Here is a 26,229-nt window from a genome sequence, read left to right as displayed (position 1 = left end):
GCTGCGGCGTCATGAGCAGCCCGACGAGCACGCCGACCGCGTTCCGGACCGCCATCGTGCCGGCAGCAGGACTGGGAACCAGGTTCCTGCCCACCACGAAAGCGGTGCCCAAGGAGTTGCTCCCGGTCGTGGACACCCCCGGGATCGAGCTGGTGGCGGCCGAGGCGGCCGAGGCCGGTGCGCAGCGCCTGATCATCGTCACGTCGCCCGACAAGGGCGCGGTCGCCGACTACTTCCAACCCAGCCCCGAGCTGGAGCAGACCCTCAAGGCCCGCGGCAAGGACGACCTGCTGGCCAAGGTGCACCGGGCCTCGGAGCTGATCGAGGCCGAGACCGCGCTGCAGGAGAAGGCCCTCGGCCTCGGACACGCCGTGGGTTGCGCCGAGTCCGCCCTCACCGACGACGATGACGCGGTCGCCGTGCTGCTGCCCGACGACCTGGTGCTGCCGACCGGGGTGCTGAAGCGGATGTCAGAGGTCCGCGCCCGCTACGGCGGCAGCGTGCTGTGCGCCTTCGACGTCCCCCGGGACAAGATCTCCGCCTACGGCGTCTTCGACATCGCCGACACCGACGCCGACGACGTCAAGATCGTCAAGGGCATGGTCGAGAAACCCGCCTCGGCCGACGCGCCGTCGACGCTGGCCGCCGCCGGCCGATACCTGCTGGACCGGGCCATCTTCGACGCGCTGCGCCGCATCGAGCCCGGCGCCGGTGGCGAACTTCAGCTGACCGATGCCGTAGCGTTGCTGATCTCCGAGGGACACCCGGTTCACGTCGTGGTCCACCACGGTGGGCGACACGACTTGGGAAATCCTGGCGGTTTCCTGAAAGCTGCGGTGGACTTCGCGCTAGCGGATCCCGAGTACGGGCCGGACCTGCGGGACTGGCTCGCCGACCGGATCGACAGAAGCTGATGCCGAGCGCCGGGTAGGCCGACCCCGGCACCGGTGAGGAGCGGGGAAGAGGCGACAGCCATGAGGTCAGTGGACGAGCAGCTGGCGCGCGTGCTCACGGCCGCCGTCCGGCCCGCCCCAGTTCGGGTGGCGATCTCGGAGGCGCAGGGGTTGCTGTGCGCCGAAGAGGTCGTGGCCGAACGGGCGCTGCCCGGATTCGACCAGGCCGCGGTCGACGGCTACGCGGTGCGCAGCGTCGACGTGCAGACGGCCGCCGAGGAGTCGATCGTGCTCCCGGTGGTCGGGGAGATCCCGGCCGGTTCGCGGCAGCCGCGCAGGCTGCAGCCCGGACAGGCGGTGCGGGTCGCCACCGGCGCCCCGCTGCCGACGCTCGCCGACGCCGTCGTCCCGCTGGGCTACACCGACGAGCACCCCGCCAAGATCACCGTGCAGCAGCCGGTCCCCTCGGCGGCGTTCGTCCGCCGCACCGGTGAGGACGTGCAGACCGGCGACGTCGCCGTGCGGCGCGGGGCGCCCATCGGCTCCGCGCAGGTCGGGCTGCTGGCCGCGGTGGGCCGCGACAAGGTGCTGGTGCACCCGCGTCCCCGCGTCTCGATCATCTCCCTGGGCGACGAGCTCGTCGACGTCGACCGCACGCCCGGCCAGGGCCAGGTCTACGACGTCAACTCCTACGCCCTCGCCGCCGCCGCGCGCGACGCCGGAGCCGAGGTCACCCGCGTCGGCATCGCCAGCAACGACCCGCGCCGGTTGCGCGAGGTCGTCGAAGGACGGCTGCTGCTGTCGGAGATCGTGGTGATCGCGGGCGGTGTCGGCGGTGCTGCGGGCGGCGACGTGCGCTCGGCGCTGGCCGACCTCGGATCCCTCGACGACGACCGGGTGGCGATGCAGCCCGGCTCGGTGCAGAGCTTCGGCCGGCTCGGCCCGGACGAGATCCCGACGTTCGTGCTGCCCGGCAACCCCGTGAGCGCGCTCGTGGTCTTCGAGGTGCTGGTCCGGCCGCTGATCCGCTCGGCGCTGGGCAAGGAGAACCCGAACCGCCGCAGCGTCTCCGCCGAGCTGCTCTCGCCGATCACCGCGACCAAGGGCCGTCGCGGATTCCTGCGCGGACAGCTGCTGCGCGACCCCAAGAACGGCTCCTACCTGGTGCAGCCGCTGGGCACCTCCGGTTCGCACCTGCTGGCGTCGCTGGCCGAGGCGAACTGCTTGATCGTCGTGGAAGAGGACATCACGGAGGTCGCGGCGGGCGAGGACGTGCAGGTGCGGTTCCTCTCGCAGCGTTCGTGAGCGCGGATGCAGCCCACCGACTCTGATGGGTTCCCGATCGGGCGCCACCCCGGCTGGCCCGCGCGGCTCGGTCCGCTGCGGACCGAGCGCGGCACCGTGGCCCTGCGGCCGCTCCGGCTCCGCGATGCCGGACTGTGGAGCCGGACGCGCTTGCAGGACCGCGACTACCTGCAGAAGTGGGAGCCGACGGCCCTCGGCGGCTGGCGGGAGCGCAACTCGCCCTCCGCTTGGCCCGCCCAGTGGGCGGCGCTGCGCGGCATGGCCCGCCGGGGCCAGGCGCTGCCGTTCGCGATCGTCGTCGACGGAGAGTTCGCGGGTCAGCTGACCATCGGCAACGTCGTTCGCGGGGCGCTGCGCTCGGCGTGGGTCGGGTACTGGGTGGCCAGCAGGCTGGCCGGTGGGGGAGTGGCCCCGGCGGCCGTGGCGCTGGCCGTCGACCACTGCTTCGGCCCGGTCGGGCTGCACCGGCTGGAGGCCACGGTCCGCCCGGAGAACGACCGCAGCATCCGCGTGCTGGAGAAGTCCGGGTTCCGCCGCGAAGGGCTGTTCCAGCGGTACCTCGACGTCGCCGGCGGCTGGCGGGACCACTACGTCTACGCCCTGACCACCGAGGAAGTCCCCGACGGAGCCGTCGCGCGCCTGATCCGCTCCGGCGGCGCCACCCGCTCCTGACCTCCTGAGATCGAACGCACACCGTTACCACTGATCTGCGGCAACGCACCTGAGGTTGGGCCGGATGGTCGTTCGAACGAGCGCATTCGGCGGTGCGGAAGGCGACACGCCGGTGTCGATGTTGCTCGCGACTGCTCTGTTCGTGCGGTTCTGTAGTCGGAGGCACAACTGTTGCGCGGCGTGGCTGCGAGACACGAGTGACTGATGTGACTAGCGTGGCGATCGCAGATTTGTGCACTGCCGGTGGCCGGGGAGGTGGCGAGGGATGCCGAGCTCATTGATCTTCGCTGCGCTGGCGGCGGCCTGGTTGGTCGTCCTGGTGCCGATGTTCGCCCGCCGCCGGCAGGAAGTGTCCAAGACCACCGATTCCGCGCTCGCCGCCCGAGTCGTGCGGCGCGGCAGTGATCGGCGACCGGCGAGGTCGGAAGCCGCGACAACCGACAGGGTGGAGGTCGGGATGCCTGAACCCGGGCTGGACGTGGACGAGCAGGACGTGGACGACACCTTCGAGGAGCACGACGAGGACTGGCACCCCGTCAACAGCGAGGACGTCCGCGCCGGGCGTCGCTACCGTCCTGGCCGGGGCGGCTACGACCCCGAAGCCGCAGCGCTGGTCGCCCGCGCCAAGTACGCGCGCAGGCAGCGCATCGTCCTCACGATGCTGCTGCTCGCGGTGACCACCGGGCTGCTCGCCGCGCTGCTGTGGCCCGTCGTGTGGTCGGCGCACGCCGTCGTCGACCTGTCGCTGGTCGGCTACCTCACCTACCTGCGCAGGCAGGTCCGCATCGAAGAGGACATCCGGGCCCGTCGCCTCGCCCGCATCAACGGCGAGCGCGACGACGTCGAGCCCGAAGAGGACGAGGTCGACTACGACGAGCGCGACGACTACCGCCGCGACGACTACCGCCGCGACGACCGGGATGACGACTACGACTACGCCGGTGACCCGGAGTTCGACGAGCTCGGAGAGTTCGTCGAGGACTACGAGGACGAGGTCGCCGACGACCGCAGGCCGGAGCCCGTGTCCGCTCAGGACCGCGCAGCCGACATCCGACCCGTGGTCCCCGGCGTCCGCGTGGAGATCGACGACGAAGACCCGTTCTTCGACGAGCTCGACGAGCGCACCTGGGAGCCCTACCGGAGGGCAGCGGGCGAGTGATCCTCGCGAAGAGGGGGGTGCCGCAAGAGCCTGATGCAGGACTTGCTAAGCTTCCCTCACAACAAAGCCGGAGGGCTTGAACCTCTGGTGAGGGGCTGTAGCGCAGTTGGTAGCGCGTCTCGTTCGCATCGAGAAGGTCAGGGGTTCGATTCCCCTCAGCTCCACGTAACGATTGGGAACGCCCCGCTCAACGCGGGGCGTTTTCGCTTTTATCGTTCCGTCATCATTTTGGGGGAGCGACTCCCCCAAGCCCCCTACGGTGCGGTGATTACCTTTCGTTGGCTCCTCGCCTTTGCATCGTTCCCGGCCTGCGATCGACCAGCGATTCGGGGCTTGTGCCTTTCCCCTTCGTACCTCGCAGCAATGCGAATAGAGTCCCCTGCTGTGTTTTCGCAGGTAGGGGTTTCTTTTACGTGCAGCGGAGGGTGTGGGACGGGGTTACTCCGTAGTGGTTCTTGTACGCTGCGGCGAATCTGCCCAGGTGGGTGAAGCCCCAGCGGTAGGCGGCTTCGGTGACCGAATCCGCGTTGCCGCCGAGCAGGTCCGCGTGCACTCGTCGCAGCCTGATCGCGGTCAGCTCCTGCGTCGGCGTGGAACCCAGGTAGTGCCGGAAGCCCTGTTGGAGGCGTCGGATTCCGACACCGGCGGTGCGCGCCAGGTCCGAGGCCGTCCAGTCGCGGGCCGGATCCTCCTCCATCGCCGCGACCACTCTGGACACGATCCGCGGGCGGATCTCGCCCTGCATCGGCTCTTCCGGGAAGCACGCCGTGACGAACGCGGCCGACAGCGTGCCCGCCAGCCGACGGCTCACCCGAGGATCGCGCGCGAGCTCGGGGGAGACCAGCGCTTCCGCTCCGATGGAGGTCAGCAGCGCCATCCAGGTCCGCCCGCCACCGGTGCGCAGGTCCAGCTGCGCGGGCAGCCGATCGACGTGCATGCCGACGAGCGCGGAGACCTCGTCGGCGAGGTAGTCGCGGTCCACGCGCATCCCGACGATCGAGCAATCCGCTGACCAGCGAGTCATCCGGGTCGGCTGGTCCGGCGGGCAGACCGTCGCCTGGCCGTCGAGCGAGAGCACGTGCCGACCGCCGACGCGGGCTTCCAGGACCCCGCTGCGCGGCACGTTCACGGCCCAGGCACCCGGGTGGTCGGATTCGACGGCGACCTCCGAGCCCCACCCGATGCGAGCGAGCCGAATCGGGCCGAGGTCGACGGCCCGCAGCTCAGCAGGGCCCGCCGCCTGCGCTCTGATCGCCAGATCGTGGGGGAAGTAGGCGCGCGCGACCGAGGCCGAGAAGCCGTCCAGCTCCTCGGACGAGGCCGTCAACGTGCCGGTCGTGCTCATACCACTCCTTCGTGATGCACCGATCGTACGTGCTCCGGAGTGGCACGCATAACAGTTCGAAGCTGTCCGATTCGCAATCCGGCTCGGTCGTTCGCAGAGCGGATCGCCCGGGACACAGGCTGGACCTAGCGTCACCGCTTAGTTCCGGACCGCGCATTTCCGCAGGTCTTGCCACTGCGAAGGAGCAGCACATGGATCCGCGCACCTTGCGATCGACCTTCGGTCGCTTCGCGACCGGGGTCACCGTCATCACCTGCCGGACTCAGGACGGGCGCTACCACGGCGCCACGGTCACGGCCTTCACCCCGATCTCCCTCGAACCGCCGCTCGTGCAGGTCGCGCTGACGCGCACGGCGAAGGCGGCCGGGCACCTGGAGGGCGCGCCGTTCGCCGTCAACGTGCTGGCGGCCGACCAGGTCGACGTGGCCATGCACTTCGCGGGCCGTCCGAGCCCCGACCCGCTGCCGTGGCTGGACGGCGCGAGCGCACCCACGCTCGCCGGAACCGCCGCGTCGATCATCTGCGACCCGTGGCGCGCCGACGACGGAGGTGATCACGTGCTGTTCCTGGGCGAATGCGTCGAAGTCCGCGCGACCGAGCGGGCTCCGCTGCTGTTCCACGACAGCGCCTTCCACCACATCGGGCAGCGCACGTCCGACGCCGTCTGGCTCGGCTGCCAGGACGACCCGCACGCCGGCTGGTTCGACGCGACGGCGCGGTTCCACCCCGTTCCCGCGCGGTCCAGCTGAGGCCGCCGCACACCACCATCGAGATCAAAGGAGAAGCAGATGGCTGACACGCTCACCTCCGCCACCGAGGAGTCGGAGTTCGCGACGAGCGCGCCCGAGGTCAACCCGGCGCAGGACGCTCCCGCCAACCGGCAGGCGAACTTCGCCTCGCGGCCGATGACCGGGGACGAGTACATCGAGAGCCTTCGCGATGGTCGCGAGATCTACCTGCACGGCGAGCGGGTCAAGGACGTCACGGCGCACCCCGCCTTCCGCAACCCCGTCCGCATGACCGCGCGCCTGTACGACGCGCTGCACACCGGCCCGCACGTCGACGCGCTCACGGTGCCGACCGACACCGGCAACGGCGGCGTGACGATGCCCTTCTTCAAGACCCCGACCTCCTCGGCCGACCTGATCAAGGAACGCGACGCGATCGCGCAGTGGGCCCGCCTGACCTGGGGCTGGATGGGCCGCAGCCCCGACTACAAGGCGAGCTTCCTCGGCACCCTGCACGCCAACAAGGAGCTGTACGCGCCGTTCGAGGCCAATGCCGAGCGGTGGTACCGCGAGTCGCAGGAGAAGGTCCTCTACTGGAACCACGCGATCATCAACCCGCCCGTGGACCGGCAGCTGCCGCCGGACGAGGTGGGCGACGTGTACATGAAGGTGGAGAAGGAGACCGACGCCGGCCTGGTGGTCTCCGGGGCCAAGGTGGTCGCGACCGGTTCGGCGATCACCAACTACAACTTCATCGCCCACTACGGGCTGCCGATCCGCAAGAAGCAGTTCGCGCTGATCTGCACGGTTCCCATGGATGCTCCCGGGGTCAAGCTGATCTGCCGCCCCTCCTACACGGAGCAGGCGGCGAACAACGGCACGCCGTTCGACTACCCGCTGTCGAGTCGCATGGACGAGAACGACACCATCTTCGTCTTCGACAACGTGCTGGTGCCCTGGGAGAACGTGTTCATGTACGGCGACGTCGACCGGATCAACGCGTTCTTCCCCCAGTCCGGTTTCCTGCCGCGGTTCACCTTCCAGGGCTGCACCCGGCTGGCGGTCAAGCTCGACTTCATCGCAGGCCTGCTGATGAAGGCCCTCGACGCGACCGGCTCCGGCGGTTTCCGCGGCGTGCAGACCCGGGTCGGTGAGGTCATCGGCTGGCGCAACCTGTTCTGGTCGCTCACCGAGTCGATGGCGCGCGACCCCGAGCCGTGGGTCGGTGACGCCGTCATCCCGAAGCTGGAGTACGGGCTGACCTACCGGATGTTCATGATCCACGGCTACCCGCGGGTCAAGGAGATCATCGAGCAGGACGTGGCCTCCGGCCTGATCTACCTGCCCTCCGGCGCGGCCGACTTCCAGAGCCCCGAGGTCAGGCCGTACCTCGACAAGTACGTGCGCGGCTCCAACGGCGTCACCGCCGTCGACCGCGTCAAGGTGATGAAGGCGCTGTGGGACGCCATCGGATCCGAGTTCGGCGGCAGGCACGAGCTCTACGAGCGGAACTACTCGGGCAACCACGATAACGTGAAGGCCGAGCTCCTCTTCGCCGCGCAGAACCGCGGTGGCGTCGACCAGATGAAGGGCTTCGCGGAGAGCTTCCTCGACGAGTACGACCTCGACGGCTGGAAGGTGCCGGACCTGTTCTGATCCCGGCCCGGAGTGCGGGCGCCGAGCCACCGGTTCGGCGCCCGCGCTCGTGTTCGCGAGACCGCGTTGAACTCGACATCGCGCGGCGGCGTTCGATTACCGTGGCGACGTGACTCCTCCTCGCGTCCTCGTGCGGTACCTTCCTGCGTTCCTGAGGGCCGATGTCCGGTTGGAGGACGCCGAGGGGAGGGTGCTCTCGGACCTGACGCAGGTCGTCGTGGCCGCGGTGGTGGTGCTGGCGAACCTGATCGGGACCGTGGTGGTCCTCGCGCTCAACCTCGTGGTGATCCCGCTGCCGCCGGACGGGATGCTGTCCAACGGTTTCTACATCCTGGCCGCGGCCGCGTACCTGCTGTTCGCGGCGCTGATCGGCGTCGTCGCGGGGATCCGGGGGCAGCGGGGGCTCAACCGGTGGCTGGCCTCCGGTGGCCCGGCCACCGCCCAGCTGCGAGCGGCGGTGCTGCGGCTGCCGTTGCGGGTGTTCTGGCTGCAGGTGTGGTTGTGGATCGGTGGAGCCGTCGTGTTCGCCGTCTTCGAGGCGAGTCGGGACGTCGAGCGCGGCGTGTGGGTGGGCGTCATCGTGGTCCTCACCGGCGTGACCACGGCCGCGTGCGCCTACCTGCTGACCGAGCGGCTGCTGCGCCCCGCCGCGGCGCGGCTGCTCACCGGGGTCGACCCGAACGATCTGCGAGTCGGTCGTGGTGTGGCGGTGCGCAGCGTCCTGGCGTGGGCGCTGGGCAGCTGCGTGCCGATGGCGGGGTTGTTCATGCTCGGGCTGCGGACCCTGGCCCCCTCCCAGGTGACCGACACCCAGCTGGCCGTGGCGATGGTGGCGTTGGCCGGTACGGCGCTCGTGGTCGGTCTGCACACCGTGTACCTGGCCGCTCGGGCGACGGCCGACCCGATCAACGGTGTCGCCGATGCCCTGGCCGAGGTGCGGAGGGGACGTTTCGACATCCGGATCCCGGTTTACGACGGCACCGAGATCGGGCGGCTGCAGTCCGGGTTCAACGAGATGGTCGTGGGTTTGGCGGAACGGGAGCAGATTCGATCCGCATTCGGCACCTACGTCGATCCCGCCATTGCCGAGCACATTCTTCGGGAGGGCACCGATCTCGCCGGTGAGGAGGTGGAGGTGTCGATCATGTTCATCGACATCCGCGACTTCACCGGCCTTTCCGAGACGATCTCCGCGACCGAGATCGTCGGCACGATCAACCGGCTCTTCGAGCGAGCCGTACCGGTGATCCGCGAACACGGCGGTCACGTGGACAAGTTCGTCGGGGACGGGTTGCTCGCGGTGTTCGGCGCACCCCGGCGCATCACCGACCACCCGAGGCAGGCGCTGCTGGCGGCCCTGGCGATCGCGGCGGCCGTGCGCGAGGAGTTCGGCGGTGGTCTGTCGGTGGGGATCGGGGTCAACACCGGGGTCGTCGTCGCAGGCAACGTCGGTGGCGCGGGTCGGTTCGAGTTCTCCGTCATCGGTGATCCGGTGAACGTGGCCGCGCGGATCGAGGCCGCGACCCGGCAGACCGGCGACACCATCCTGATCTCGGAGCGCACCCGCGAACTGGTCGCGGACGCTGCGGCGGAGCTCGAAGAACGGCCGGGCGTGGAGCTGAAGGGAAAGTCGGAACCGGTATCCCTGTACGCGGTGCACGTATAGCGGTAGATTTCGGTTCACTCGCGAAAATCACGGATTTCAATGGGGCGATTCGAGCGCATTCACATTTATCTGTCGGAATGTCGCCCTCGTCTTGCGCATTCAACGGCGATTGTGCGGTTGCGTTGAATAATGTTCAGGTGTGATGATTTCGGTCCTTTTGGGGGTATGGAAAGACTCATTCAGAACGGCAGACTTCGGGATCGATCACGAGAGAGGATCGGCTGCCCAACGAGGTGGTCCCGTTGTCTCTGGAGGTATCCACATGGTTTCTCGTCGGCGGTTTCTCGGATATTCCGCTGCGGCCCTCACAGCACCGTTCTGGGCCCAGGCGATCAGCGCTCCATTCGCCTCGGCGGCACCGGAAAGCATGAAGTTCGTGCTGCAGAACAACTCCGGCGGTCCGGCCAACGCCTACATCGCCGGATTCTCGGACGCCGAGAAGAAGGCCGTTTTCATCAAGGCGGACGGCACTCCGTACTTCCCCGAGGCGGGCGGCCCGGAGCCGGCGCCGATCGGCGACGACGTGGCCATCCCGGTCGACGGCACCGTCGAGGTCACCGTGCCCCGCATGTACGGCGCTCGCGTGTACTACTCCCTCAACGACACCCTGGAGTTCCAGGTCGTCAAGGGCGCCGACGGCACGACCTCGGTCGTGCACCCGAACTTCGTCTCCAGCGAGGACCCGAACTTCGGCAAGGACTGGACGTTCGCGGAGTTCACCCTCAACGCCGAGCAGCTCTACGCCAACATCAGCTACGTCGACTTCGTCGCCGCCCCGATCGGGCTGCACCTGACCACCACCGGCAGTGGTGAGCAGAGCGTTCCCGGCATGCCCACCGGTGGCATGGACAAGGTCGCCGAGAGCCTCAAGGGCATGGGCGGCAACTGGGCCACGCTGGTGCAGGAGGCCGACGGCAAGGTCGTGCGGGTGCTCAACCCGAACCACCGCGCCGCCGACTTCGAGGGCTACATGGAGCCCTACGTCGACGAGGTCTACGCCAAGTACGCGGGCGAGTCGCTGTTCGTCGACACCCAGCGCGAGGACCTCGGCATCATCGAGGGCAAGGTCGAGGGCGAGGAGCTGGTGTTCGGAGCGGAGCGCTTCGCCAAGCCGTCCTCGGTGGACATCTGGGGCTGCAACAGCGGTCCGTTCGCCAACAACCCGGAAAGCGACTCGCAGGAGCGCCTGGCGATCGTGCCGCGGCTGGCGGCGGCGTTCAACCGCACGACGCTGCTGATCAACCCCAACCAGCCGCACGAGGAAGACCCGGCGACGTTCTACCAGAACGACGTCACCAACCACTACGCGCGCGTGGTGCACGAGAACCTGCCCGACGGCAAGGGCTACGCGTTCGCCTACGACGACGTGAGCTCCAACGCCGGCGAGGACCACAGCGGCAAGGTCAACGCGGGTGACCCCGAGGTGTTCACCCTGACCCTCAACGCCCTGCGCTGACGTCTGTGCGGTGGCAACGGCGGCCGATCCACGACGTGGGTCGACCGCCGTTTTCGTCGGCTGGGCTCGGAGGCCCGGTGGGCGTTGCGCAAGAATGAGCGGCGTGGACGGTTCTGTGATCAGGGATGACGCTTCGCGCAAGCGCGGTCGCAAGCAGCAGCGCCCGGACCCGCAGGAGAGTCCGGTCGCGGAGTTCGCCTGGCAGCTGTGCGAGTTGAAGGAAGCCGCCGGCGACCCGTCCTACGACCGGATGCGCAGCGAGTTCGGCGCCGCGGCGTCGAAGTCGGCGCTGTCGGCGGCGGCGCGCGGCAAGGACCTGCCCTCGTGGGAGACGACGTGGGAGTTCGTCCGCTGCCTCGCGGTCGGGGTGCTGGGCCAGGACGAGAACACCGCGCGACGGGAGTGGTCGAAGCGCTGGGAGTCGGCGCGGACCGTTCCCGAACCCGCCCCCGGACCTCCCCGGCCGGAGCCCAGACGATGGCCGAAGTGGCTGGTCGCGGGCCTCGCGGTGGCCCTCGTCGTGGCCGGTGCGGTCTGGTGGTGGATGCCGGAGGGGCGCCCGATCCCCGGGGACGCGTCGCTGATGCTCAGCGAGACCGTCCCGGACGGCACCGAGTTCGCGCTGCGGCAGAACTTCGCCAAGACCTGGGAGGTCCGCAACGTCGGCCGGGAACCGTGGGACGGCCGGTACCTCGCGCAGGTCTTCCGCGAGGGCGACGCGGCGTGCACCGCTCCGCAACGGGTCTCGGTCGGCGACGTGGCGCCCGGTGAGACCGTCACGCTCGCAGTTCCGGTCTTCACCGGGAACGAACCCGGCCGGTGCAAGATCGCGTGGAAGATGGTCGACGAGGACGGTCGGCAGTTCTTCCCGGAGGAGCTCCGTCCCGTCTTCTTCGACATCGAGATCCGGCCTTGAACCCGCGGGACTCCCCGGCACCCCCTGTCGGCCGAGGAGTCCCGCTCGGTTCGGGACCCACGTTATTCACCCGGCCGCCCGAGATCCACAGATCAATGGGCGCGCCCGCACCCCGAGCCATTTCCCGCTGTCTTCGCAGCTCACAGCTTTGGCCAACCAGACCGCTCGGCCAAAACCACGGTCTCAGGAGGGGTCGGGGGCGAGGGTTTGGGTGCCGAGGACGCCCAGGAGATCGAGCTTGTCGGCGGAGTCGGTGCCGACGGTGGGGTGAACCACAGGAGGCGTTGGCGGCAGTCCTCGCTCACGAGGTTCAGGCAGTTGACCTCGACCGTGCCGAGCTCCGGCGCAAGGACCAGGAGACGGTCGACCGGCTCGCCGCCCAGCCCCTGCTGGAGCGCCTCGGCACCCCGGCCGACATCGCCGCGGTCACGGCCTTCCTCGCCGGTCCGGACGGCCGTTGGATCAACGGCCAGATCCTGCGCGCCAACGGCGGCATCAACTGACACCCCGCCTCACCCCGGGGCCGTACGGATTACCCCAGTTCTCCGTCAACGGATTACCCCAGTTTTCGGGTGACGGATTACGGCGGTATTCGGGTGGCTGATTACGGGGGTTTTCCGGGTTGGGGAGTTGGGTGGTCGTTGGGTTGTTGCAGTGTTGCCTGGTCAGGGGTGTGCGGAGTGCGGGTAGAGTCAAGTCAACAGTGTTGACTTCGCTTGTGGAGGTGCGCGGTGGGTGACGTGCTGAGCGGTAGGAGCTCGATCGGGGAGTGGCTCAGCCACCCCGAGGGGAGGCCGCTGATCGAGGAGGTGCTGGCCGACTCCGGTCGCGACGCCGAGGCGCTGGCGCCGGTGAGCGGGCTGCCGCTGGAGCAGTTGGTCGAGCTCAGCCAGGGGGCGTTCAGCCGAGAGGCCGTCGATGACCTGGTGCTGCGGGTCAACGGCGGGGTCATGCCGGAGGTCGAGGGCGTCGCGTCCGGCTGGCAGGAACGCCTCGTGCCCGGCCGCTTCGAGGGGAAGACCGTCATCGTCACCGGCGCGGCCTCCGGCATCGGGCGTGCCACCGCCTCGCGCATCGCGCGCGAGGGCGGGCGGGTCGTCGCCGCCGACATCAGCGCCGGCCCGCTCGACGAGCTCGCGGCCGAACTGCCGGGCTCGGTCACCGTGGCCGGGGACATCTCGCGTGCCGCCGACGTCGAGCGGATCATCGCCGCCGCGGGGGAGCGGATCGACGGGCTCGCGAACGTCGCCGGGGTCATGGACGACTTCAGCCCGCTGCACGAACTCGACGACGCCGTCTGGGAGCGCGCCTTCCGGGTCAACGTCGACGGCCTGATGCGGCTCACGCGCGCCGCGCTGCCGTCGATGCTCGCGGCGGGCAGCGGCTCCATCGTCAACGTCGCCTCTGAAGCCTCGCTGCGCGGCAACGCCGCCGGGGTCGCCTACACCGCCTCCAAGCACGCGGTTCTCGGCATCACCCGCAACACCGCCTTCATGTACGGGCCGTCGGGGATCCGGGTCAACGCGGTCGCGCCGGGCGGGGTGGCCACCGGCATCAGCGCGTCGATCGGGGAGATGTCGGAGTTCGGCAGGCAGCGCACGGGCGGGTTCATGGGGCTGATGCCGCCGGTGGCGACGGCGCCGCAGCTCGCCGCCTCGATCACGTTCCTGCTCAGCGACGACGGGGTGAACCTCAACGGCGCGATCCTGCCCTCCGACGGCGGCTGGTCTGTGCAGTGATCACGGCGTGAGCAGTCGCTGCAGCAGCGCTCCGTAGCGCTCGACCAGGCCGGTGCGGTCGGCGGCCAGCCGCTGGTCGCCGACCACCCACAGCGCGTAGAGCAGGCCGCCCACCAGGGCTGCGGCCGAGCGGGCGCGGTCCTCGGCGTCGGGGCCGCGCATCCGCACCCGCAGCGGTTGCACGAACGACGTCTCGTGGGTCTCGCGCAGCCGCGCGGCGATCTGCGGGTTGCCGCTGCCCTGCACCATCGCCAGGTAGATCGCGCGGCTGCGGCTGTCGGAGTCGAGCAGCACCTCGACGAATCGCGAGCCCAGCCGCTCCAGCGGCACGTTCAGCAGCGGTTCGTCGTCGATGCTCAGGTGCATGGTGTCCAGGAACAGCAGCTCCTTGCTGCCGAAGTGCCGGATCACCAGCGCCGGATCGGTGGCGGCCAGCGAGGCGATGTCGCGGACCGAGGTGTCGGCGTAGCCGTGCTCGGTGAACAGCCGGGTCGCGGCGTCGCGGATCGCCTCGCGCGTCTGGGATCCGGACCTCCTGGCCATGTCGCAGAGGATATCGGCATGACTCTTCCGGGTGACCTCTCCCGCGTAGGATTCACGGCACCACAGTGGAGGGAGCTGGAAGCGGTGGAGATCGACATCAACACGCCGCAGTCGGCGCGGATCTGGAACTACTGGCTCGGCGGCAAGGACCACTACGCGGTCGATCGCGAGGCCGGCGACGCCGTGATCGCGCACATCCCGGACATCCCGGAAGGCGCCCGCGCCGAGCGCGCGTTCCTCGTGCGCGCCGTGCGCCAGCTCGTGGGGACCGAGGGCGTGCGGCAGTTCCTCGACGTCGGAACTGGTCTGCCGACCGCCAACAACACCCACGAGGTCGCCCAGCGTCTCGCTCCCGAGAGCCGCATCGTCTACGTCGACAACGACCCGACCGTGCTCGCGCACGCCCGCGCGCTGCTGACCAGCACTCCCGAGGGCGCGACCGACTACCTCGACGCCGACATGCGGCAACCCGCGGGCATCGTCGACGCGGCCAAGCGCACCCTGGACTTCAGCAGGCCGATCGCTCTGATGATGCTCGGCGTGGTCAACCACCTGATGGAGGACGAGGAGGCGTACCGGGTGGTGCGCGAGCTGGTCGACGCGCTGCCCGAGGGCAGCTTCCTCGTGCTCACGCACTCCTCCGCCGAGGTGCACGGCGAGCCGATGCTGCGCGCGATGCGGGAGACCACCGAGCGAGGCGGCACGCCGATCCGGGCGCGCACCGCCGTCGAGATCGAGGGCCTGTTCGCGGGCACCGAGCTGCTGGAGCCCGGTGTGGTCAGCTGCTCGCAGTGGCGCCCGGACACCGCGGGCGAGACGCCCAAGCCCGTCTACCTCTTCGGAGGCGTCGGCCGCGTCGGCTGATTCCGGGAATTCTTCTGCTCCGGGGGCGGAGTGCACCCAGAGCAGAAGAATATCTTTCGTTCATGCGGACGATCCGCTGAAGTATCTTGCTTGAACTACGGCCTTCTGTGTAATTCTTGTTGTGTGCGTGAGACCCGCGCACACGCAGCCGGGAGGCCGAAATCATGACCGCTCAGCACGAGACCGTTTCGACCGCAGTTCCCGCCCAGCGGGCCGGAACCGACCCGGTAGCCGCGCTGAAAGCGCAGGTCACCGGCGATCTGATGGACATCGTCGTGGATCTCGACGCCGGCGAGGGCTGCCGCCTCCGCGACGTGCGCGACGGCACCGAGTACCTCGACCTGACGATGTTCTTCAGCTCCGCACCGCTCGGGCACGGACACCCCGGCCTGCGCACTCCGGAGTTCGAGGCCGCCCTGCTGCGCGTCTCGCGGGTCAAGCCGTCCAACCCCGACTTCGCCACCGAGGAGCAGGCGCGCTTCGCCGAGACCTTCCAGCGGGTCGTCGGGGTCCCCGAACTCCCGCTGCTGTTCTTCATCGACGGCGGCACCCTCGCCGTGGAGAACGCCCTGAAGGTCGCCTTCGACTGGAAGACCAAGGTCAACGCGCGACGCGGGGTCGCCGTGCGCGGCAGCCGCGTGATGCACCTGGAGAAGGCGTTCCACGGGCGCAGCGGGTACACGCTGTCGCTGACCAACACCGACCCGTCCAAGATCCGCGACTACCCGATGTTCGACTGGCCGCGGATCCCCAGCCCCGCCATCGAGCCCGGCGAGCGGTGGGACTCCGCCGAACTGCTGCCCGAAGAGGTCCAGGCGCTGGACGCGGCCGAGGCGGCCCTCCGCCGCTACGGCGCCGAGATCGCCTGCTTCGTCTACGAACCCGTCCAGGGCGAGGGCGGCGACCGGCACCTCCGCCCGCAGTTCCTGCAGGCGGTGCAGCGGTTGTGCGTCGAGCACGACGTGCTCACCGTCGCCGACGAGGTGCAGACCGGCGCGCTGACCGGTCAGGCGTGGGCGCACCAGGCGCTGGGCCTGGAACCCGACCTCGTCGCCTTCGGCAAGCGGCTGCAGGTCTGCGGGGTCATGGGCGGCCGCCGGGTGCTCGACGTCGCCGACAACGCCTTCCGCGAGCCCAGCCGGATCAGCTCCACCTGGGGCGGCTCGCTGACCGACATGGTCCGGGCGACGCGGATCCTGGAGGTCATCGAGGCCGAGGAGCTGTTCGCCCACAGCCGCGCCATGGGGCAGCTCCTGCTGGGCGAGCTGCGGGATCTCGCCGCCGAGTTCCCGTTCCTGATCCACTCGCCGCGCGGCCGGGGGCTGATGTGCGCGATCAGCTTCCACGACCCCGCCCACCGCGCCCGCGCCCTGGAGATCGCCCGGGACCAGCACCGGACGCTGTTCCTGCCGTCCGGCCCGGACTCGCTGCGTGCCCGGCCGCCGCTCTCGGCCCGCCCGGAGGAGATCCTCGACGCCGTCGCGGCCCTCCGGAAGACCCTCACCTCCCTCGCCTGAGTGAACGATTCGAATTTCGCGCGAAGTTCGACCGGCAACTTTCGGATTCAAATTTCGCGCGAAATTCGAATCCCCCACGCGCCCGGGAGTGTATCCCCAGGTCAGGGGTGTCTTGGTGGTGGAGTGTTCAAACTTCGCGCGAAATTTGAACGCTGCGGTCCGGGGTCGAATTTCGCGCGAAATTCGAATCCTCCGGGTGGGGTCAGATCCAGCCCTCCTGCCAGGCCCGCCGGGCGGCTTCGTGGCGGGTGGTGACGTCGAGCTTGGTCATGGCGGCCGACAGGTAGTTGCGCACCGTGCCCTGGGCGAGGTGGACCTCGGCGGCGATGCCGGCGATGGTGCCGCCCTTGAGGGTGTGCCGGAGCAGCTCCAGCTCGCGATCGGTCAGCGGGCACGCGTCACCGGTCAGGGCCGCCGCCGCGATCTCCGGGTCGATGTAGCGCCCACCGGACTGGACGTCGCGGAGGATCGCCGCGAGCTTGGTCGCCGGCGTCGTCTTCGGGACGAAACCGCGGATCCCCGCCGCCAGCGCCCGCTTCAGCACGCCCGGCCGGGCGTGCCGGGTGACCAGCACGATCGGCAGCTCCCCGGTGAGCCGCTTGGCCGCCTCGACCCCGTCGAGCTCGGGCATCTCCAGGTCGAGCACGGCGATGTCCGGGCGGTGCAGGCGAACGGCCTCCAGCGCTTCGACGCCGTTGCTGCACTGGGCGACCACCTCCAGGTCCGGCTCCAGCGCCAGCAGCGCTGCCAGCGCGCCCCTGATCAGGTCCTCGTCGTCGGCCAGCACCACGCGGATCACAGTCCCGCCCCCGGTTCCTCGGCCGTGCCGATGAGTTCGAAGCGCTCGCCGTCGTGGCGGGAGTCCACGTGCCCGTTCAGCGTGGCGAAGCGGTGCCGAAGCCCGTCGATGCCCGAACCTCCTCGTCCACCAGCGGGATTCGCCGCGTCGTTGCTCAGGACCACGCGGGTGCGCGACCCGTCGACGGCGATGTCCAGGGTGCAGTGCCGAGCTCGGGAGTGCCGCAGGATGTTCGTCGTCCCCTCCCGCACGAGCGCCCCGAAGAGCGGCTGCAGCGGTGGCGGAACCAGCGTCGCGTCGCCGCGCACCTCGGTCTTCACACCTGCGGCCTCCAGGATCTCCCGCGCGTTGGTGAGCTCGCCGGTCAGGTTGCTGCGCCGGTAGCCCTGCACGACCGCGCGCGTGTCGCGCAGCGCCGTGCGGGCCAGCTCGGCGACCTCCGCGGCCTGCGCGCGTGCGGCGGCGTCGTCGTTGCCGACGAGGCGTTCGGCGAGCTCGGCCTTCAGCGCGATGGCCTGCAGGTGGTGGCCCTGCACGTCGTGCAGGTCGGCGGCGAAGCGCAGCCGTTCGCGGGCGATCGCCAGCTCGCCGCTGACCGACCGGGCGCGGTCCAGCGTCAGCACCATGTCCCAGAACCACACCACGCCCACCGTCAGCGCCGAGATCATCGACACGATGACGACGGCGTAGAAGGCGAAGAACATCCCGATCATCGGGTGCGGGCCGCCGAGCGCGCTGCCCACCCACGTCACCGCGGCGATGACCACCAGCGCGACGATCTGGATCGGCCAGCGCAGCCGGGGTGCGGCCAGCGCCACGTGCACGCCCACCAGGCCACCGAGCGGAACCACCCAGAGCATCCCGTACGGGTTCGTCGACACCGCGTAGCCCGTGGCGGCCAGCCCGGCGGCGAGCACCAGGCCGCGCGCGACCGGGTAGCGGGGGCCGTGACCGAAACCGCGCATCAGCAGCGTCGACAGCTGCGTTCCGTCCACCGTGACCAGCAGCGCGACAAGTCCGAGCACCACGACCTCGGGCGCGCCGTAGGCCCCGGAGGCGAGGTCGATGGCCGGGAACACCGCGTAGACCGGCATCATCGGCACGATCGACCACCACGTGTAGCGGCGCAGCCGCGCGAGCCGTCGCGGGTCGAACTCGGTCGGGTCCTCGTTCACCTCCTCAGCATCGTGCATCCGGCCGCTGCGGCGGCACCGGATCGCCGAGCTCATGACATCAGTCATCGGATCCGCTGACACCGCACCCGCGCACCGCTGACGGGACGCCCTACCGGCGCGAACCGCCGATGACCAGGCTGAACGCATGACACCAGTGATCGAAGCCCGCGGCCTGCGCTGCCGCTACGGCGATTTCGAGGCGGTGCGAGGAGTCGACTTCGACGTCCTGCCCGGCGAGCTGTTCGCGCTGCTGGGGACCAACGGGGCGGGCAAGACGACCGTGCTGGAAACCGTCGAGGGCCACCGAGCCCCGGCGCAGGGGCAGGTGCGCGTCTTCGGCGCCGACCCGCTGCGCGACCGCTCGATCCGCAGCCGCACCGGGATCATGCTGCAGGACAGCGGATTCGCCGGAGACCTCACGGTCGCCGAAACCGCCGAGCTGGCCCGCCGGATGCGCACAGCGGAGTCCGATGTGGACGGAACGCTCGACGCCCTCGGGCTCGACCCGCGCCGCGACGTCCGCGTCAAGCAGCTCTCCGGCGGTGAACGCAGGCGCCTCGACCTCGCGCTGGCCCTGCTCGGCGAGCCCGAGCTGCTGTTCCTCGACGAACCCACCGTCGGCATGGACCCCGAATCGCGCCGCACCACGTGGGAACTCGTGCGCGGCCTGCTCTCCGCGGGCACCACGGTCCTGCTGACCACGCACTACCTCGAAGAGGCCGAACGCCTCGCGCACCGGCTGGCGATCATGCACCGAGGCCGCATCGCGGTCGCCGGACGGCTCGTCGACGTCCTCGCCGACCACCACGCGCGCATCACCTTCAACGCCGCGGAAGACACCGGCCTGCCGCCGCTGATCGGCACCGCGACCCGTCGCGACAGCCGCGTCGACATCCGCACCCCGCACCTGCAGCAGGACCTGCACACCCTGCTGAACTGGGCCGACGGGCGCGTGGACCTCTCCGGTCTGCGCGCGCAGCCGGCCTCGCTGGAAGAGATCTTCCAGTCCGTCCGAGAGGAGACCCAGGCGTGAAGATGGTCCTGGCTCTGGCGCGAGCCGAGCTGAAACTCCTGCTGCGCAACAAGACCGTGGCGGTCAGCTCGTTGCTGATGCCGATCCTGGTCGGACTGTGGGCCGGCTTCAACCTGCCCGACGAGGCCTCGCCGCAGGCCTGGGCGATCACGCTCTGCCTCCAGCTGCTGATGGTCCTCGGCTTCACCGTCTACTTCGCCGTCACCGCCGCGCTGGCCTCGCGCCGCGAAGACCTCTACCTCAAGCGGCTCCGCAGCGGCGAGGCCTCCGACGCGGTGATCCTCGCCGGGCTGCTCGCCCCGGTGGTGCTGCTCGGCGTGCTGCAGTCGGCGCTGATGCTGATCATCTCGATCAGCATGGGCGCGCCGGTACCGGCACCGCTGCCGCTGCTGGCCGCCCTGGTCCTGGGCACCGGGCTCTGCCTGGCGGCCGGCGTCGCGACCAGCGGTCGCACCTCGTCCTCCGAGCAGGCCCAGATCACCACGCTGCCGCTGTTCCTCGCCTTGATGGGCGGTGTCCTGGTCGCCATCGTCGGTCCGACGTGGCTGCCGCTCCCCGGCGGAGGCGTCGGCGGCCTGATCCACCACGCGGTGACCGGCGAGGGCGACGCCCTCCTGCCCGCCGCGTCGCTGCTGGTCTGGATCGTGCTGTTCAGCCTGCTGGCCAAGGCCTGGTTCCGGTGGGAACCGCGCTGATCAGCGCCAGGACGGCAGCCACAGCTCGGCCTGCCACTGCTCGTGGGTGATGGGATCACCGTTGAGGATCGGCCACAGCCACACGAAGTTCGCGACCACCAGTCCGATGTAGAGCGACACGGCCAGCAGCCCGGTCTTGCGCCGCTCGTAGTGGTCGTCGACGGAGCCCAGCACGTGGCCGAGCACCAGCACGATCCCCAGCACCAGGAACGGGACCAGCGGAGTGGCGTAGAAGTAGTACATCTGCCGCGACAGGTTCGTGAACCACGGCAGGTACCCGGCGCCGTAGCCGACCAGGACCGCCGCGTAGCGCCAGTCCAGCCGGAACACCGCGCGCCACACCGACCACGCCGCGACCGGCAGCGCCAGCCACCACATCGCCGGGGTGCCGATCAGCATCGTGGCCTGCACGCAGCTGTTGCGGCCGCAGCCCGGCATCCCGGACTCGTAGTAGTAGAGCATCGGGCGCATGCCCATCGGCCACGCCCACGGCTTCGACTCCCACGGGTGCGGGGTCGACGGCGTGGTCAGGTGGGTGTGGAAGTCCAGCACGTTGAGCTGGTAGTACAGCAGCGATCGCAGCGCGTCGGGCAGGCCGTTCATGCCCACGTCGTCGTTGAGCAGGACCGCGTGCCGGTCGGTCGCGGTCTCGCTGGCGAACCAGCCCGACCAGGTCGCGAAGTACACCAGCAGCGGGAGGCCCACCAGCGCCCACAGCGCCGGGGCGGTGTCGCGCATGAGCGCGGCCCGCCACGGCCTCCGCACCCCGGCCGCCCGCCTGGCCAGCGCGTCCCAGATCACGCTGAGCAGGCCGAACGCCATGATGTAGTAGATGCCGTTCCACTTGACCCCGCAGGCCAGGCCCAGCATCAGACCGGCGCCCAAGCGCCACCAGCGGAAACCCAGCTGCGGGCCCCAGGTCGACGGGTCCAGCCGTCCGTCCGAGCAGACCTGCCACAGGCGTTCGCGCACCTGATCGCGGTCCACCAGCAGGCAGGAGAACGCGGCGAGCAGGAACAGCGCCTGGAAGATGTCGAGCATCCCGACGCGGGCCTGCACGTGGCTGAGGCCGTCGCAGATCAGCAGCACGCCGGCCAGCGCGCCCAGCAGCGTCGAGCGGGTCATCCGGCGGGCGATGCGCACGATCAGCAGCACCATCAGGGTGCCGAACAGGGCGGCCATGATCCGCCAGCCCCACGGCGTGTAGCCCAGCAGCCACTCGCCGATCGCGATCATCTGCTTGCCGACCGGCGGGTGCGCCACCAGCTCGTAGCCGGGGTTGTCCTCGTAGCCGCCGTTGCGCAGCATCTGCCACGCCTGCGGGACGTAGTGCTTCTCGTCGAAGACCGGAGTGCCCTCGTCGGTGGCCCGGCCCAGGTCCCAGAAGCGGACCAGACCGGCGACCAGGGTGATCACCAGGGTCACCACCCAGGCGCGCCTGCGGTCGGTGGGCATCGAGGAGTCCAGCAGTGGCAGCGGGTCGGTCTCCCCCGGTCGGCGAGCCGCCGGTGCGCGGCCTACCTGGACGAGTTCGTCGGCACCGCCGAACCTGCGGACTGGGACGCTCACACCGTCGATCGTAAGGGTCAGGCACGCCTCGACCGGGGGACGCCCCGCTAGGAGCCGTCGAGGAATCGCCTCGCTCGGAAGCCGGGCCCCGCGCTCGGAGCAACGGCCACGCCGCATCCTCGTCCGGGGTCCGGCGGCCTACGCTGTGCGGTCATGGACTCCGGCACCCTGCTGCTCGCCGCCACCCCGCTCGGTGATGCCCGCGACGCGTCCGCGCGGCTGATCGAGGCGCTCGGCACCGCCGAGGTGGTCGCCGCCGAGGACACCCGCCGGGTGCGCAACCTCGCCAGCGCGCTGGGCGTCACCCCGGCGGGCAAGGTCGTCAGCTACTACGAGGCCGTGGAGTCCGCGCGCGCTCCGATGCTGCTCGACGCGCTGCGCGAGGGCAGGACCGTGCTGCTGGTGACCGACGCTGGCATGCCGAGCGTGTCGGATCCCGGCTACCGGCTGGTCTCGGCGTGCGTGACCGAGGGACTGCCGGTGACGTGCCTGCCCGGCCCGTCGGCGGTGACCACCGCGCTCGCGGTGTCCGGCCTGCCCTCGGACCGGTTCTGCTTCGAGGGGTTCCCGCCGCGCAAGACGGGGGACCGGCGCAAGTTCTTCGGCCGCCTGGTCGCCGAGGAGCGCACCAGCGTCTTCTTCGAGGCCCCGCACCGGCTCGCCGACACCCTCGCCGACGCCGTCTCGGTGCTCGGCGAGCAGCGGCCGGCCGCGGTGTGCCGCGAGCTCACCAAGACCTACGAGGAGATCAAGCGCGGCAGCCTGGGTGACCTCGCCGAATGGGCCGCGGAGGGCGTTCGGGGCGAGATCACGGTGGTCCTCGCCGGTGCCGAGCGAGCGGCGCCGTCCGACCCGGCGGAGCTCGTGGGGCAGGTCGAGGAGCGCGCCGCGGACGGCATCCGCTTGAAGGACGCGGTCGCCGAGGTCGCCGAGCTCGCGGGAGTCCGCAAGAAGGAGCTCTACGACGCGGTCCTCGCCTCCCGGAAGTGACCTGACCTCACATGCTCGAGGAGTTGCGCGCGGAGTCCGCGGAGCCGCTCGGGTTCCCCTACCCGCACCGCCACGCAGGACGAGCAGGCGATTACGCTGACGGGCATGAGCGCCTCTGTGTTGACCGCTGTGGCCTGGCCGTATGCCAACGGTCCGCGACACATCGGTCATGTTTCCGGCTTCGGTGTGCCTTCGGACGTCTTCTCCCGCTACCAGCGAATGGCCGGCAACCAGGTGCTCATGGTCTCCGGAACGGACGAGCACGGGACCCCGATCTCCGTCCAGGCGGAGAACGAGGGCCTGACCACGCGGCAGCTCGCCGACAAGTACAACCGGGTGATCACCGAGGACCTGCAGGGCCTAGGCCTGTCCTACGACCTGTTCACCCGCACCACCACCGGCAACCACTACAAGGTGGTGCAGGACCTCTTCCTCGCGCTGCACCGCAACGGCTACGTGCTGCCCAAGACCACGACCGGCGCGATCAGCCCGTCCACCGGCCGCACGCTGCCCGACCGCTACATCGAGGGCACCTGCCCGATCTGCGGTTACGACGGCGCGCGCGGCGACCAGTGCGACAACTGCGGCAACCAGCTCGACCCGGCCGAGCTGAAGAACCCGGTCTCCCGGATCAACGGCGAGAAGCCGGAGTTCGTCGAGACCGAGCACCTGTTCCTGGACCTGCCGTCGTTCACCGAGTCGCTGGGCAAGTGGCTGTCCACCCGGGACGGCTGGCGGCCGAACGTGCTCAAGTTCGCGCAGAACCTGGTCGAGGACATGCGTCCGCGCGCGATCAGCCGCGACCTCGACTGGGGCGTGCCGATCCCGCTGGACGGCTGGCGCGACCAGCCGATGAAGCGCTTCTACGTGTGGTTCGACGCGGTCATCGGCTACCTGTCGGCCAGCGTCGAGTGGGCGCGCCGCACCGGCGACCCCGACGCCTGGAAGAAGTGGTGGACCGACCCGGCGGCCCAGGGCTACTACTTCATGGGCAAGGACAACATCACCTTCCACGCCCAGATCTGGCCGACCCTGCTGATGGGGCACAACGGCCAGGGCGACAAGGGCGGCACGACCGGCCCGTTCGGCGAGCTGAACCTGCCCGGCGAGGTGGTCTCCAGCGAGTTCCTCACCATGAGCGGCTCGAAGTTCTCCACTTCGCGCGGCACCGTGATCTACGTGCGCGACTTCCTGCGCGAGTTCGGCCCGGACACCCTGCGCTACTTCATCTCGGTGGCCGGTCCCGAGAACCAGGACACCGACTTCACCTGGGACGAGTTCGTCCGCCGCACCAACTTCGAGCTGGCCAACGAGTGGGGCAACCTGGTCAACAGGTCCATCTCGATGGCGGCGAAGAACAACGGCGCGGTCCCCGCACCGACCGCTCCCGCTCCCGCGGACGAGGAGCTCAAGGCGCAGGCCCGCGCGGCGTTCGACACCGTCGGAGCGCACCTGCGCAGCTCGCGGTTCAAGCTCGCGTCGCAGGAGGCGATGCGGGTGGTCTCGGCGGCCAACAAGTACCTGTCCGACCAGGAGCCGTGGAAGCTCAAGGAGGACCCGGACCGCCGCGACACCGTGCTGCACACGGCGCTGCAGGTCGTCTCCGACGCCAACACGCTGCTCACGCCGTTCCTGCCGCACTCCGCGCAGAAGGTGCACGAGCTGCTGGGCGGCACCGGGGTCTGGGCGGCGCAGCCGGAGATCCGCGAGGTCGACGACCTCGACGAGCCGTCGGCGTCCTACCCGGTGCTGATGGGTGAGTACGCGGCTGAGCAGGCCAAGTGGGAGTCCACCGACATCGAGGTGGGACGTCCGCTGGACAAGCCGAAGCCGCTGTTCGCCAAGCTCGACGCCGAACTCGGCGAGACCGGCCCGGAATGGGCCCCGATCCAGCAGTCCTGATGGGCAAGAAGGACAAGAGGCAGGAACTGCCGCCGGTGCCCGAGGCGCTGGCGGCAGCTGCCGTCGACGCTCACACCCACCTCGACGCCTGCGGCGCCAAGACCGCCGAGGACGTCCGCGAGATGCTCGACCGCGCGCAGAGCGCCGGTGTCGGCCGCGTCGTGACCGTCGCCGACGACATCGACTCCGCGCGCTGGGCCGTCGAGGCCGCCACCTGGGACGACCGGGTCTTCGCCGCCGTGTCGCTGCACCCGACCCGCACCAAGGACTTCGGCGACGACGACCGCGCCACGCTGGAGGAGCTGGCCGCGCACCCGCGCGTGGTCGCCATCGGCGAGACCGGGCTCGACTACTACTGGGACTACTCGCCGCCGGAACCGCAGCAGGAGGCGTTCCGCTGGCACATCGACCTCGCGAAGCGGATCGGCAAACCGCTGATGATCCACGACCGCGAGGCGCACGACGACATCCTGCGCATCCTCGACGAGGAGGGCGCCCCGGAGAAGGTGGTCTTCCACTGCTTCTCCGGCGACGCCGAGTTCGCGAAGTCCTGCGTGGACGAGGGGTACGTGCTCTCGTTCGCCGGCACGGCGACCTTCCGCAACGCGAAAGGCCTTCGGGCGGCGGCGGAAACGGTCCCGCTGGAGCAGATGCTGGTGGAGACCGACGCGCCGTTCCTGACCCCGCACCCGTTCCGGGGACGGCCGAATCAGCCTTACTGCGTCAATTACACCCTTCGTGACCTCGCCGAACTCCGTGGCGTGAACGTTGATGAGCTCGCGGTAGCCACCACGGCCACCGCTGAGCGAGTGTTCGGGCTCGGACAGGGGTAATCACAGCCCTGTAGTTCCCTACGCTGCGGTTTCTGGTAGGAGGTCTCCTCCTGCGCCCGCTTGCGGTCCGCCCGCCGACTCCTACCGTCCACAGTGGAAGCCGGAACGGGGGGACACCCCGAACTCCGCGGGGAAACTCGCTCGCGGAGGTCCTCCCACACCGGAACCATCGGTTGTGAGGATGTGCAGTGAAGTTGCATAGATTCACGAAGTGGACCGTGGCGGCGGCAGTCGCCATCAGCGGTAGCGCCCTGGTCGCGGTGGCCCCGAACGCCGCGGCAGCCCCGAATGACGATCGAGCTGTGGTGTGGGACCGGCTCGCTAGGTGCGAGTCCGGCGGCAACTGGGCCGCCAACACCGGAAACGGCTACTACGGCGGCCTGCAGTTCAGCCGCAGCACATGGGCGGCTCACGGCGGTGAGCGGTTCAACCGCTACCCGCATCGCGCGTCGCGCGAGCAGCAGATCCAGATCGCGCAGAACGTGCACGACGCCCGCGGCGGTTACGGCGCCTGGCCGGCGTGCTCGCGGAAGCTGGGACTGCCGCGATGACGTGAAGTCGCCGCAATAACGCGAAAGATCGTCGCGGGGGAAACTCGTTTCCCTCGTGCGTGGGGAGGGGAGGTCCGGCCCGAGCGCGCTTGGTGCTCGGGCCGGACCGTTGTCCGGGGCCGTTTCCGCAGGCCCGCACCCCCGTTGATCATGGGTTACAGCGCTGGTCGGGCCCGTGTTATATGTCACGCAAGCGGCTCGGGTGGCTGCTAACGAATCCTGT

The 26,229-nt window shown here is 69.9% G+C and carries 23 protein-coding genes, 1 tRNA gene and 1 pseudogene; 20 read left to right on the top strand and 5 right to left on the bottom strand.

Features of this window, described 5'->3' with window-relative positions:
- Positions 1 to 11: 11 nt before the first annotated feature.
- The 5 genes from AB0J91_RS23140 (at position 12) to AB0J91_RS23120 (ending at position 4,193) form a co-directional block, all read left to right on the top strand.
- The gene (locus tag AB0J91_RS23140; protein ID WP_363872320.1) at positions 12 to 914 is read left to right on the top strand and encodes a UTP--glucose-1-phosphate uridylyltransferase; all 903 of its coding nucleotides are present in this window, start codon (positions 12 to 14) and stop codon (positions 912 to 914) included.
- A gap of 60 nt (positions 915 to 974) precedes the next feature.
- Positions 975 to 2,198 carry a gephyrin-like molybdotransferase Glp gene (gene glp, locus AB0J91_RS23135; protein ID WP_132681167.1) on the top strand — a complete coding sequence of 408 codons (1,224 nt, stop codon included), beginning with the start codon at positions 975 to 977 and terminating at the stop codon, positions 2,196 to 2,198.
- A 6-nt stretch (positions 2,199 to 2,204) separates the two neighbouring features.
- On the top strand, positions 2,205 to 2,870 hold the full coding sequence (locus AB0J91_RS23130; protein ID WP_363872316.1) for a GNAT family protein: 666 nt from the start codon (positions 2,205 to 2,207) through the stop codon (positions 2,868 to 2,870).
- Between the two features lie 265 nt (positions 2,871 to 3,135).
- Positions 3,136 to 4,029, top strand: coding sequence for a hypothetical protein (locus AB0J91_RS23125; protein ID WP_363872313.1), 894 nt, complete (start codon positions 3,136 to 3,138; stop codon positions 4,027 to 4,029).
- Between the two features lie 91 nt (positions 4,030 to 4,120).
- Positions 4,121 to 4,193 (top strand) — tRNA-Ala (locus AB0J91_RS23120).
- Between the two features lie 245 nt (positions 4,194 to 4,438).
- Here the strand turns inward: AB0J91_RS23120 and AB0J91_RS23115 are convergent.
- Positions 4,439 to 5,374: an AraC family transcriptional regulator gene (locus tag AB0J91_RS23115; RefSeq protein ID WP_363872310.1), complete on the bottom strand. Its 936-nt coding sequence runs from the start codon at positions 5,372 to 5,374 to the stop codon at positions 4,439 to 4,441.
- Positions 5,375 to 5,565: 191 nt separating this feature from the next.
- Here AB0J91_RS23115 and AB0J91_RS23110 point away from each other — a divergent pair, with 191 nt between their 5' ends.
- The 7 genes from AB0J91_RS23110 (at position 5,566) to AB0J91_RS23080 (ending at position 13,535) form a co-directional block, all read left to right on the top strand.
- Positions 5,566 to 6,123 carry a flavin reductase family protein gene (locus tag AB0J91_RS23110; protein ID WP_363872308.1) on the top strand — a complete coding sequence of 186 codons (558 nt, stop codon included), beginning with the start codon at positions 5,566 to 5,568 and terminating at the stop codon, positions 6,121 to 6,123.
- 156 nt (positions 6,124 to 6,279) lie between these two features.
- The gene (locus AB0J91_RS23105; RefSeq protein WP_363872388.1) at positions 6,280 to 7,758 is read left to right on the top strand and encodes a 4-hydroxyphenylacetate 3-hydroxylase N-terminal domain-containing protein; all 1,479 of its coding nucleotides are present in this window, start codon (positions 6,280 to 6,282) and stop codon (positions 7,756 to 7,758) included.
- A 109-nt stretch (positions 7,759 to 7,867) separates the two neighbouring features.
- On the top strand, positions 7,868 to 9,424 hold the full coding sequence (locus tag AB0J91_RS23100; protein ID WP_363872306.1) for an adenylate/guanylate cyclase domain-containing protein: 1,557 nt from the start codon (positions 7,868 to 7,870) through the stop codon (positions 9,422 to 9,424).
- 262 nt (positions 9,425 to 9,686) lie between these two features.
- Positions 9,687 to 10,880, top strand: coding sequence for a glycoside hydrolase family 64 protein (locus AB0J91_RS23095; RefSeq protein WP_363872304.1), 1,194 nt, complete (start codon positions 9,687 to 9,689; stop codon positions 10,878 to 10,880).
- Between the two features lie 103 nt (positions 10,881 to 10,983).
- On the top strand, positions 10,984 to 11,796 hold the full coding sequence (locus tag AB0J91_RS23090; protein ID WP_363872302.1) for an NBR1-Ig-like domain-containing protein: 813 nt from the start codon (positions 10,984 to 10,986) through the stop codon (positions 11,794 to 11,796).
- Positions 11,797 to 12,080: 284 nt separating this feature from the next.
- A complete protein-coding gene (locus tag AB0J91_RS23085; protein ID WP_363872299.1) occupies positions 12,081 to 12,299 on the top strand; it encodes an SDR family oxidoreductase in 219 nt (72 codons plus the stop codon).
- A gap of 228 nt (positions 12,300 to 12,527) precedes the next feature.
- The gene (locus AB0J91_RS23080; RefSeq protein ID WP_363872297.1) at positions 12,528 to 13,535 is read left to right on the top strand and encodes an SDR family NAD(P)-dependent oxidoreductase; all 1,008 of its coding nucleotides are present in this window, start codon (positions 12,528 to 12,530) and stop codon (positions 13,533 to 13,535) included.
- Here AB0J91_RS23080 and AB0J91_RS23075 read toward each other — a convergent pair whose 3' ends face one another.
- Positions 13,536 to 14,078, bottom strand: a complete 543-nt coding sequence (locus AB0J91_RS23075; RefSeq protein WP_363872294.1) for a TetR family transcriptional regulator — start codon at positions 14,076 to 14,078, stop codon at positions 13,536 to 13,538.
- Positions 14,079 to 14,096: 18 nt separating this feature from the next.
- Here AB0J91_RS23075 and AB0J91_RS23070 point away from each other — a divergent pair, with 18 nt between their 5' ends.
- Positions 14,097 to 14,942 (top strand): SAM-dependent methyltransferase, encoded by an 846-nt coding sequence (locus AB0J91_RS23070; protein WP_363872291.1) that lies wholly within the window; start codon positions 14,097 to 14,099, stop codon positions 14,940 to 14,942.
- A 164-nt stretch (positions 14,943 to 15,106) separates the two neighbouring features.
- Positions 15,107 to 16,459 carry an L-lysine 6-transaminase gene (lat, locus tag AB0J91_RS23065; RefSeq protein WP_363872288.1) on the top strand — a complete coding sequence of 451 codons (1,353 nt, stop codon included), beginning with the start codon at positions 15,107 to 15,109 and terminating at the stop codon, positions 16,457 to 16,459.
- A gap of 202 nt (positions 16,460 to 16,661) precedes the next feature.
- On the opposite strand, the gene AB0J91_RS23060 is transcribed toward lat, so the two are convergent.
- Together AB0J91_RS23060 and AB0J91_RS23055 are read right to left on the bottom strand one after the other, a co-directional pair.
- Positions 16,662 to 17,258, bottom strand: coding sequence for a response regulator transcription factor (locus AB0J91_RS23060; RefSeq protein ID WP_363872285.1), 597 nt, complete (start codon positions 17,256 to 17,258; stop codon positions 16,662 to 16,664).
- Complete coding sequence (locus tag AB0J91_RS23055; RefSeq protein ID WP_363872282.1) at positions 17,255 to 18,433, bottom strand: histidine kinase; 1,179 nt, start codon at positions 18,431 to 18,433, stop codon at positions 17,255 to 17,257. The genes AB0J91_RS23060 and AB0J91_RS23055 overlap by 4 nt, the downstream gene beginning before the upstream one ends.
- Positions 18,434 to 18,578: 145 nt before the next feature.
- Here AB0J91_RS23055 and AB0J91_RS23050 point away from each other — a divergent pair, with 145 nt between their 5' ends.
- Entirely contained in the window at positions 18,579 to 19,466 is an 888-nt protein-coding gene (locus tag AB0J91_RS23050; protein WP_363872279.1) for an ABC transporter ATP-binding protein, read from the top strand.
- A gap of 2 nt (positions 19,467 to 19,468) precedes the next feature.
- Entirely contained in the window at positions 19,469 to 20,161 is a 693-nt protein-coding gene (locus tag AB0J91_RS23045; RefSeq protein ID WP_363872385.1) for an ABC transporter permease, read from the top strand.
- Here the strand turns inward: AB0J91_RS23045 and AB0J91_RS23040 are convergent, their stop codons facing one another.
- Positions 20,162 to 21,616: a phospholipid carrier-dependent glycosyltransferase gene (locus tag AB0J91_RS23040; protein ID WP_363872383.1), complete on the bottom strand. Its 1,455-nt coding sequence runs from the start codon at positions 21,614 to 21,616 to the stop codon at positions 20,162 to 20,164.
- Positions 21,617 to 21,883: 267 nt separating this feature from the next.
- On the opposite strand from AB0J91_RS23040, the gene rsmI reads away from it, so the two are divergent.
- From rsmI to AB0J91_RS23020, 4 genes and pseudogenes are all read left to right on the top strand, one after another.
- Complete coding sequence (gene rsmI, locus AB0J91_RS23035; RefSeq protein ID WP_363872276.1) at positions 21,884 to 22,720, top strand: 16S rRNA (cytidine(1402)-2'-O)-methyltransferase; 837 nt, start codon at positions 21,884 to 21,886, stop codon at positions 22,718 to 22,720.
- 105 nt (positions 22,721 to 22,825) lie between these two features.
- Positions 22,826 to 24,622: a methionine--tRNA ligase gene (gene metG / locus AB0J91_RS23030; protein WP_363872273.1), complete on the top strand. Its 1,797-nt coding sequence runs from the start codon at positions 22,826 to 22,828 to the stop codon at positions 24,620 to 24,622.
- Entirely contained in the window at positions 24,622 to 25,455 is an 834-nt protein-coding gene (locus AB0J91_RS23025; RefSeq protein ID WP_363872270.1) for a TatD family hydrolase, read from the top strand. Before metG ends, AB0J91_RS23025 begins: the two co-directional genes overlap by 1 nt.
- Positions 25,456 to 25,760: 305 nt before the next feature.
- Positions 25,761 to 26,006 (top strand): annotated as a pseudogene (locus AB0J91_RS23020) (transglycosylase family protein); the annotation flags it as partial.
- Between the last annotated feature and the right edge of the window lie 223 nt (positions 26,007 to 26,229).

This window comes from Saccharopolyspora sp. NPDC049357 (genome assembly GCF_040677225.1).
Classification (GTDB): Bacteria; Actinomycetota; Actinomycetes; order Mycobacteriales; family Pseudonocardiaceae; genus Saccharopolyspora.
The sequence above is the reverse complement of the archived record's forward strand: the minus strand, read 5'-3'. Positions and strand labels throughout refer to the sequence as shown.

Excerpts from the sequence above, each read along its gene's own strand:
- AB0J91_RS23140 (WP_363872320.1), top strand. The coding sequence starts at position 12 with ATGAGCAGCCCGACGAGCACGCCGACCGCGTTCCGGACCGCCATCGTG.
- glp (WP_132681167.1), top strand. The coding sequence starts at position 975 with ATGAGGTCAGTGGACGAGCAGCTGGCGCGCGTGCTCACGGCCGCCGTC.
- AB0J91_RS23130 (WP_363872316.1), top strand. The coding sequence starts at position 2,205 with ATGCAGCCCACCGACTCTGATGGGTTCCCGATCGGGCGCCACCCCGGC.
- AB0J91_RS23125 (WP_363872313.1), top strand. The coding sequence starts at position 3,136 with ATGCCGAGCTCATTGATCTTCGCTGCGCTGGCGGCGGCCTGGTTGGTC.
- AB0J91_RS23115 (WP_363872310.1), bottom strand. The coding sequence starts at position 5,374 with ATGAGCACGACCGGCACGTTGACGGCCTCGTCCGAGGAGCTGGACGGC.
- AB0J91_RS23110 (WP_363872308.1), top strand. The coding sequence starts at position 5,566 with ATGGATCCGCGCACCTTGCGATCGACCTTCGGTCGCTTCGCGACCGGG.
- AB0J91_RS23105 (WP_363872388.1), top strand. The coding sequence starts at position 6,280 with ATGACCGGGGACGAGTACATCGAGAGCCTTCGCGATGGTCGCGAGATC.
- AB0J91_RS23095 (WP_363872304.1), top strand. The coding sequence starts at position 9,687 with ATGGTTTCTCGTCGGCGGTTTCTCGGATATTCCGCTGCGGCCCTCACA.
- AB0J91_RS23075 (WP_363872294.1), bottom strand. The coding sequence starts at position 14,078 with ATGGCCAGGAGGTCCGGATCCCAGACGCGCGAGGCGATCCGCGACGCC.
- AB0J91_RS23070 (WP_363872291.1), top strand. The coding sequence starts at position 14,097 with ATGACTCTTCCGGGTGACCTCTCCCGCGTAGGATTCACGGCACCACAG.
- lat (WP_363872288.1), top strand. The coding sequence starts at position 15,107 with ATGACCGCTCAGCACGAGACCGTTTCGACCGCAGTTCCCGCCCAGCGG.
- AB0J91_RS23050 (WP_363872279.1), top strand. The coding sequence starts at position 18,579 with ATGACACCAGTGATCGAAGCCCGCGGCCTGCGCTGCCGCTACGGCGAT.
- AB0J91_RS23045 (WP_363872385.1), top strand. The coding sequence starts at position 19,469 with ATGGTCCTGGCTCTGGCGCGAGCCGAGCTGAAACTCCTGCTGCGCAAC.
- AB0J91_RS23040 (WP_363872383.1), bottom strand. The coding sequence starts at position 21,616 with ATGCCCACCGACCGCAGGCGCGCCTGGGTGGTGACCCTGGTGATCACC.
- rsmI (WP_363872276.1), top strand. The coding sequence starts at position 21,884 with ATGGACTCCGGCACCCTGCTGCTCGCCGCCACCCCGCTCGGTGATGCC.
- metG (WP_363872273.1), top strand. The coding sequence starts at position 22,826 with ATGAGCGCCTCTGTGTTGACCGCTGTGGCCTGGCCGTATGCCAACGGT.
- AB0J91_RS23025 (WP_363872270.1), top strand. The coding sequence starts at position 24,622 with ATGGGCAAGAAGGACAAGAGGCAGGAACTGCCGCCGGTGCCCGAGGCG.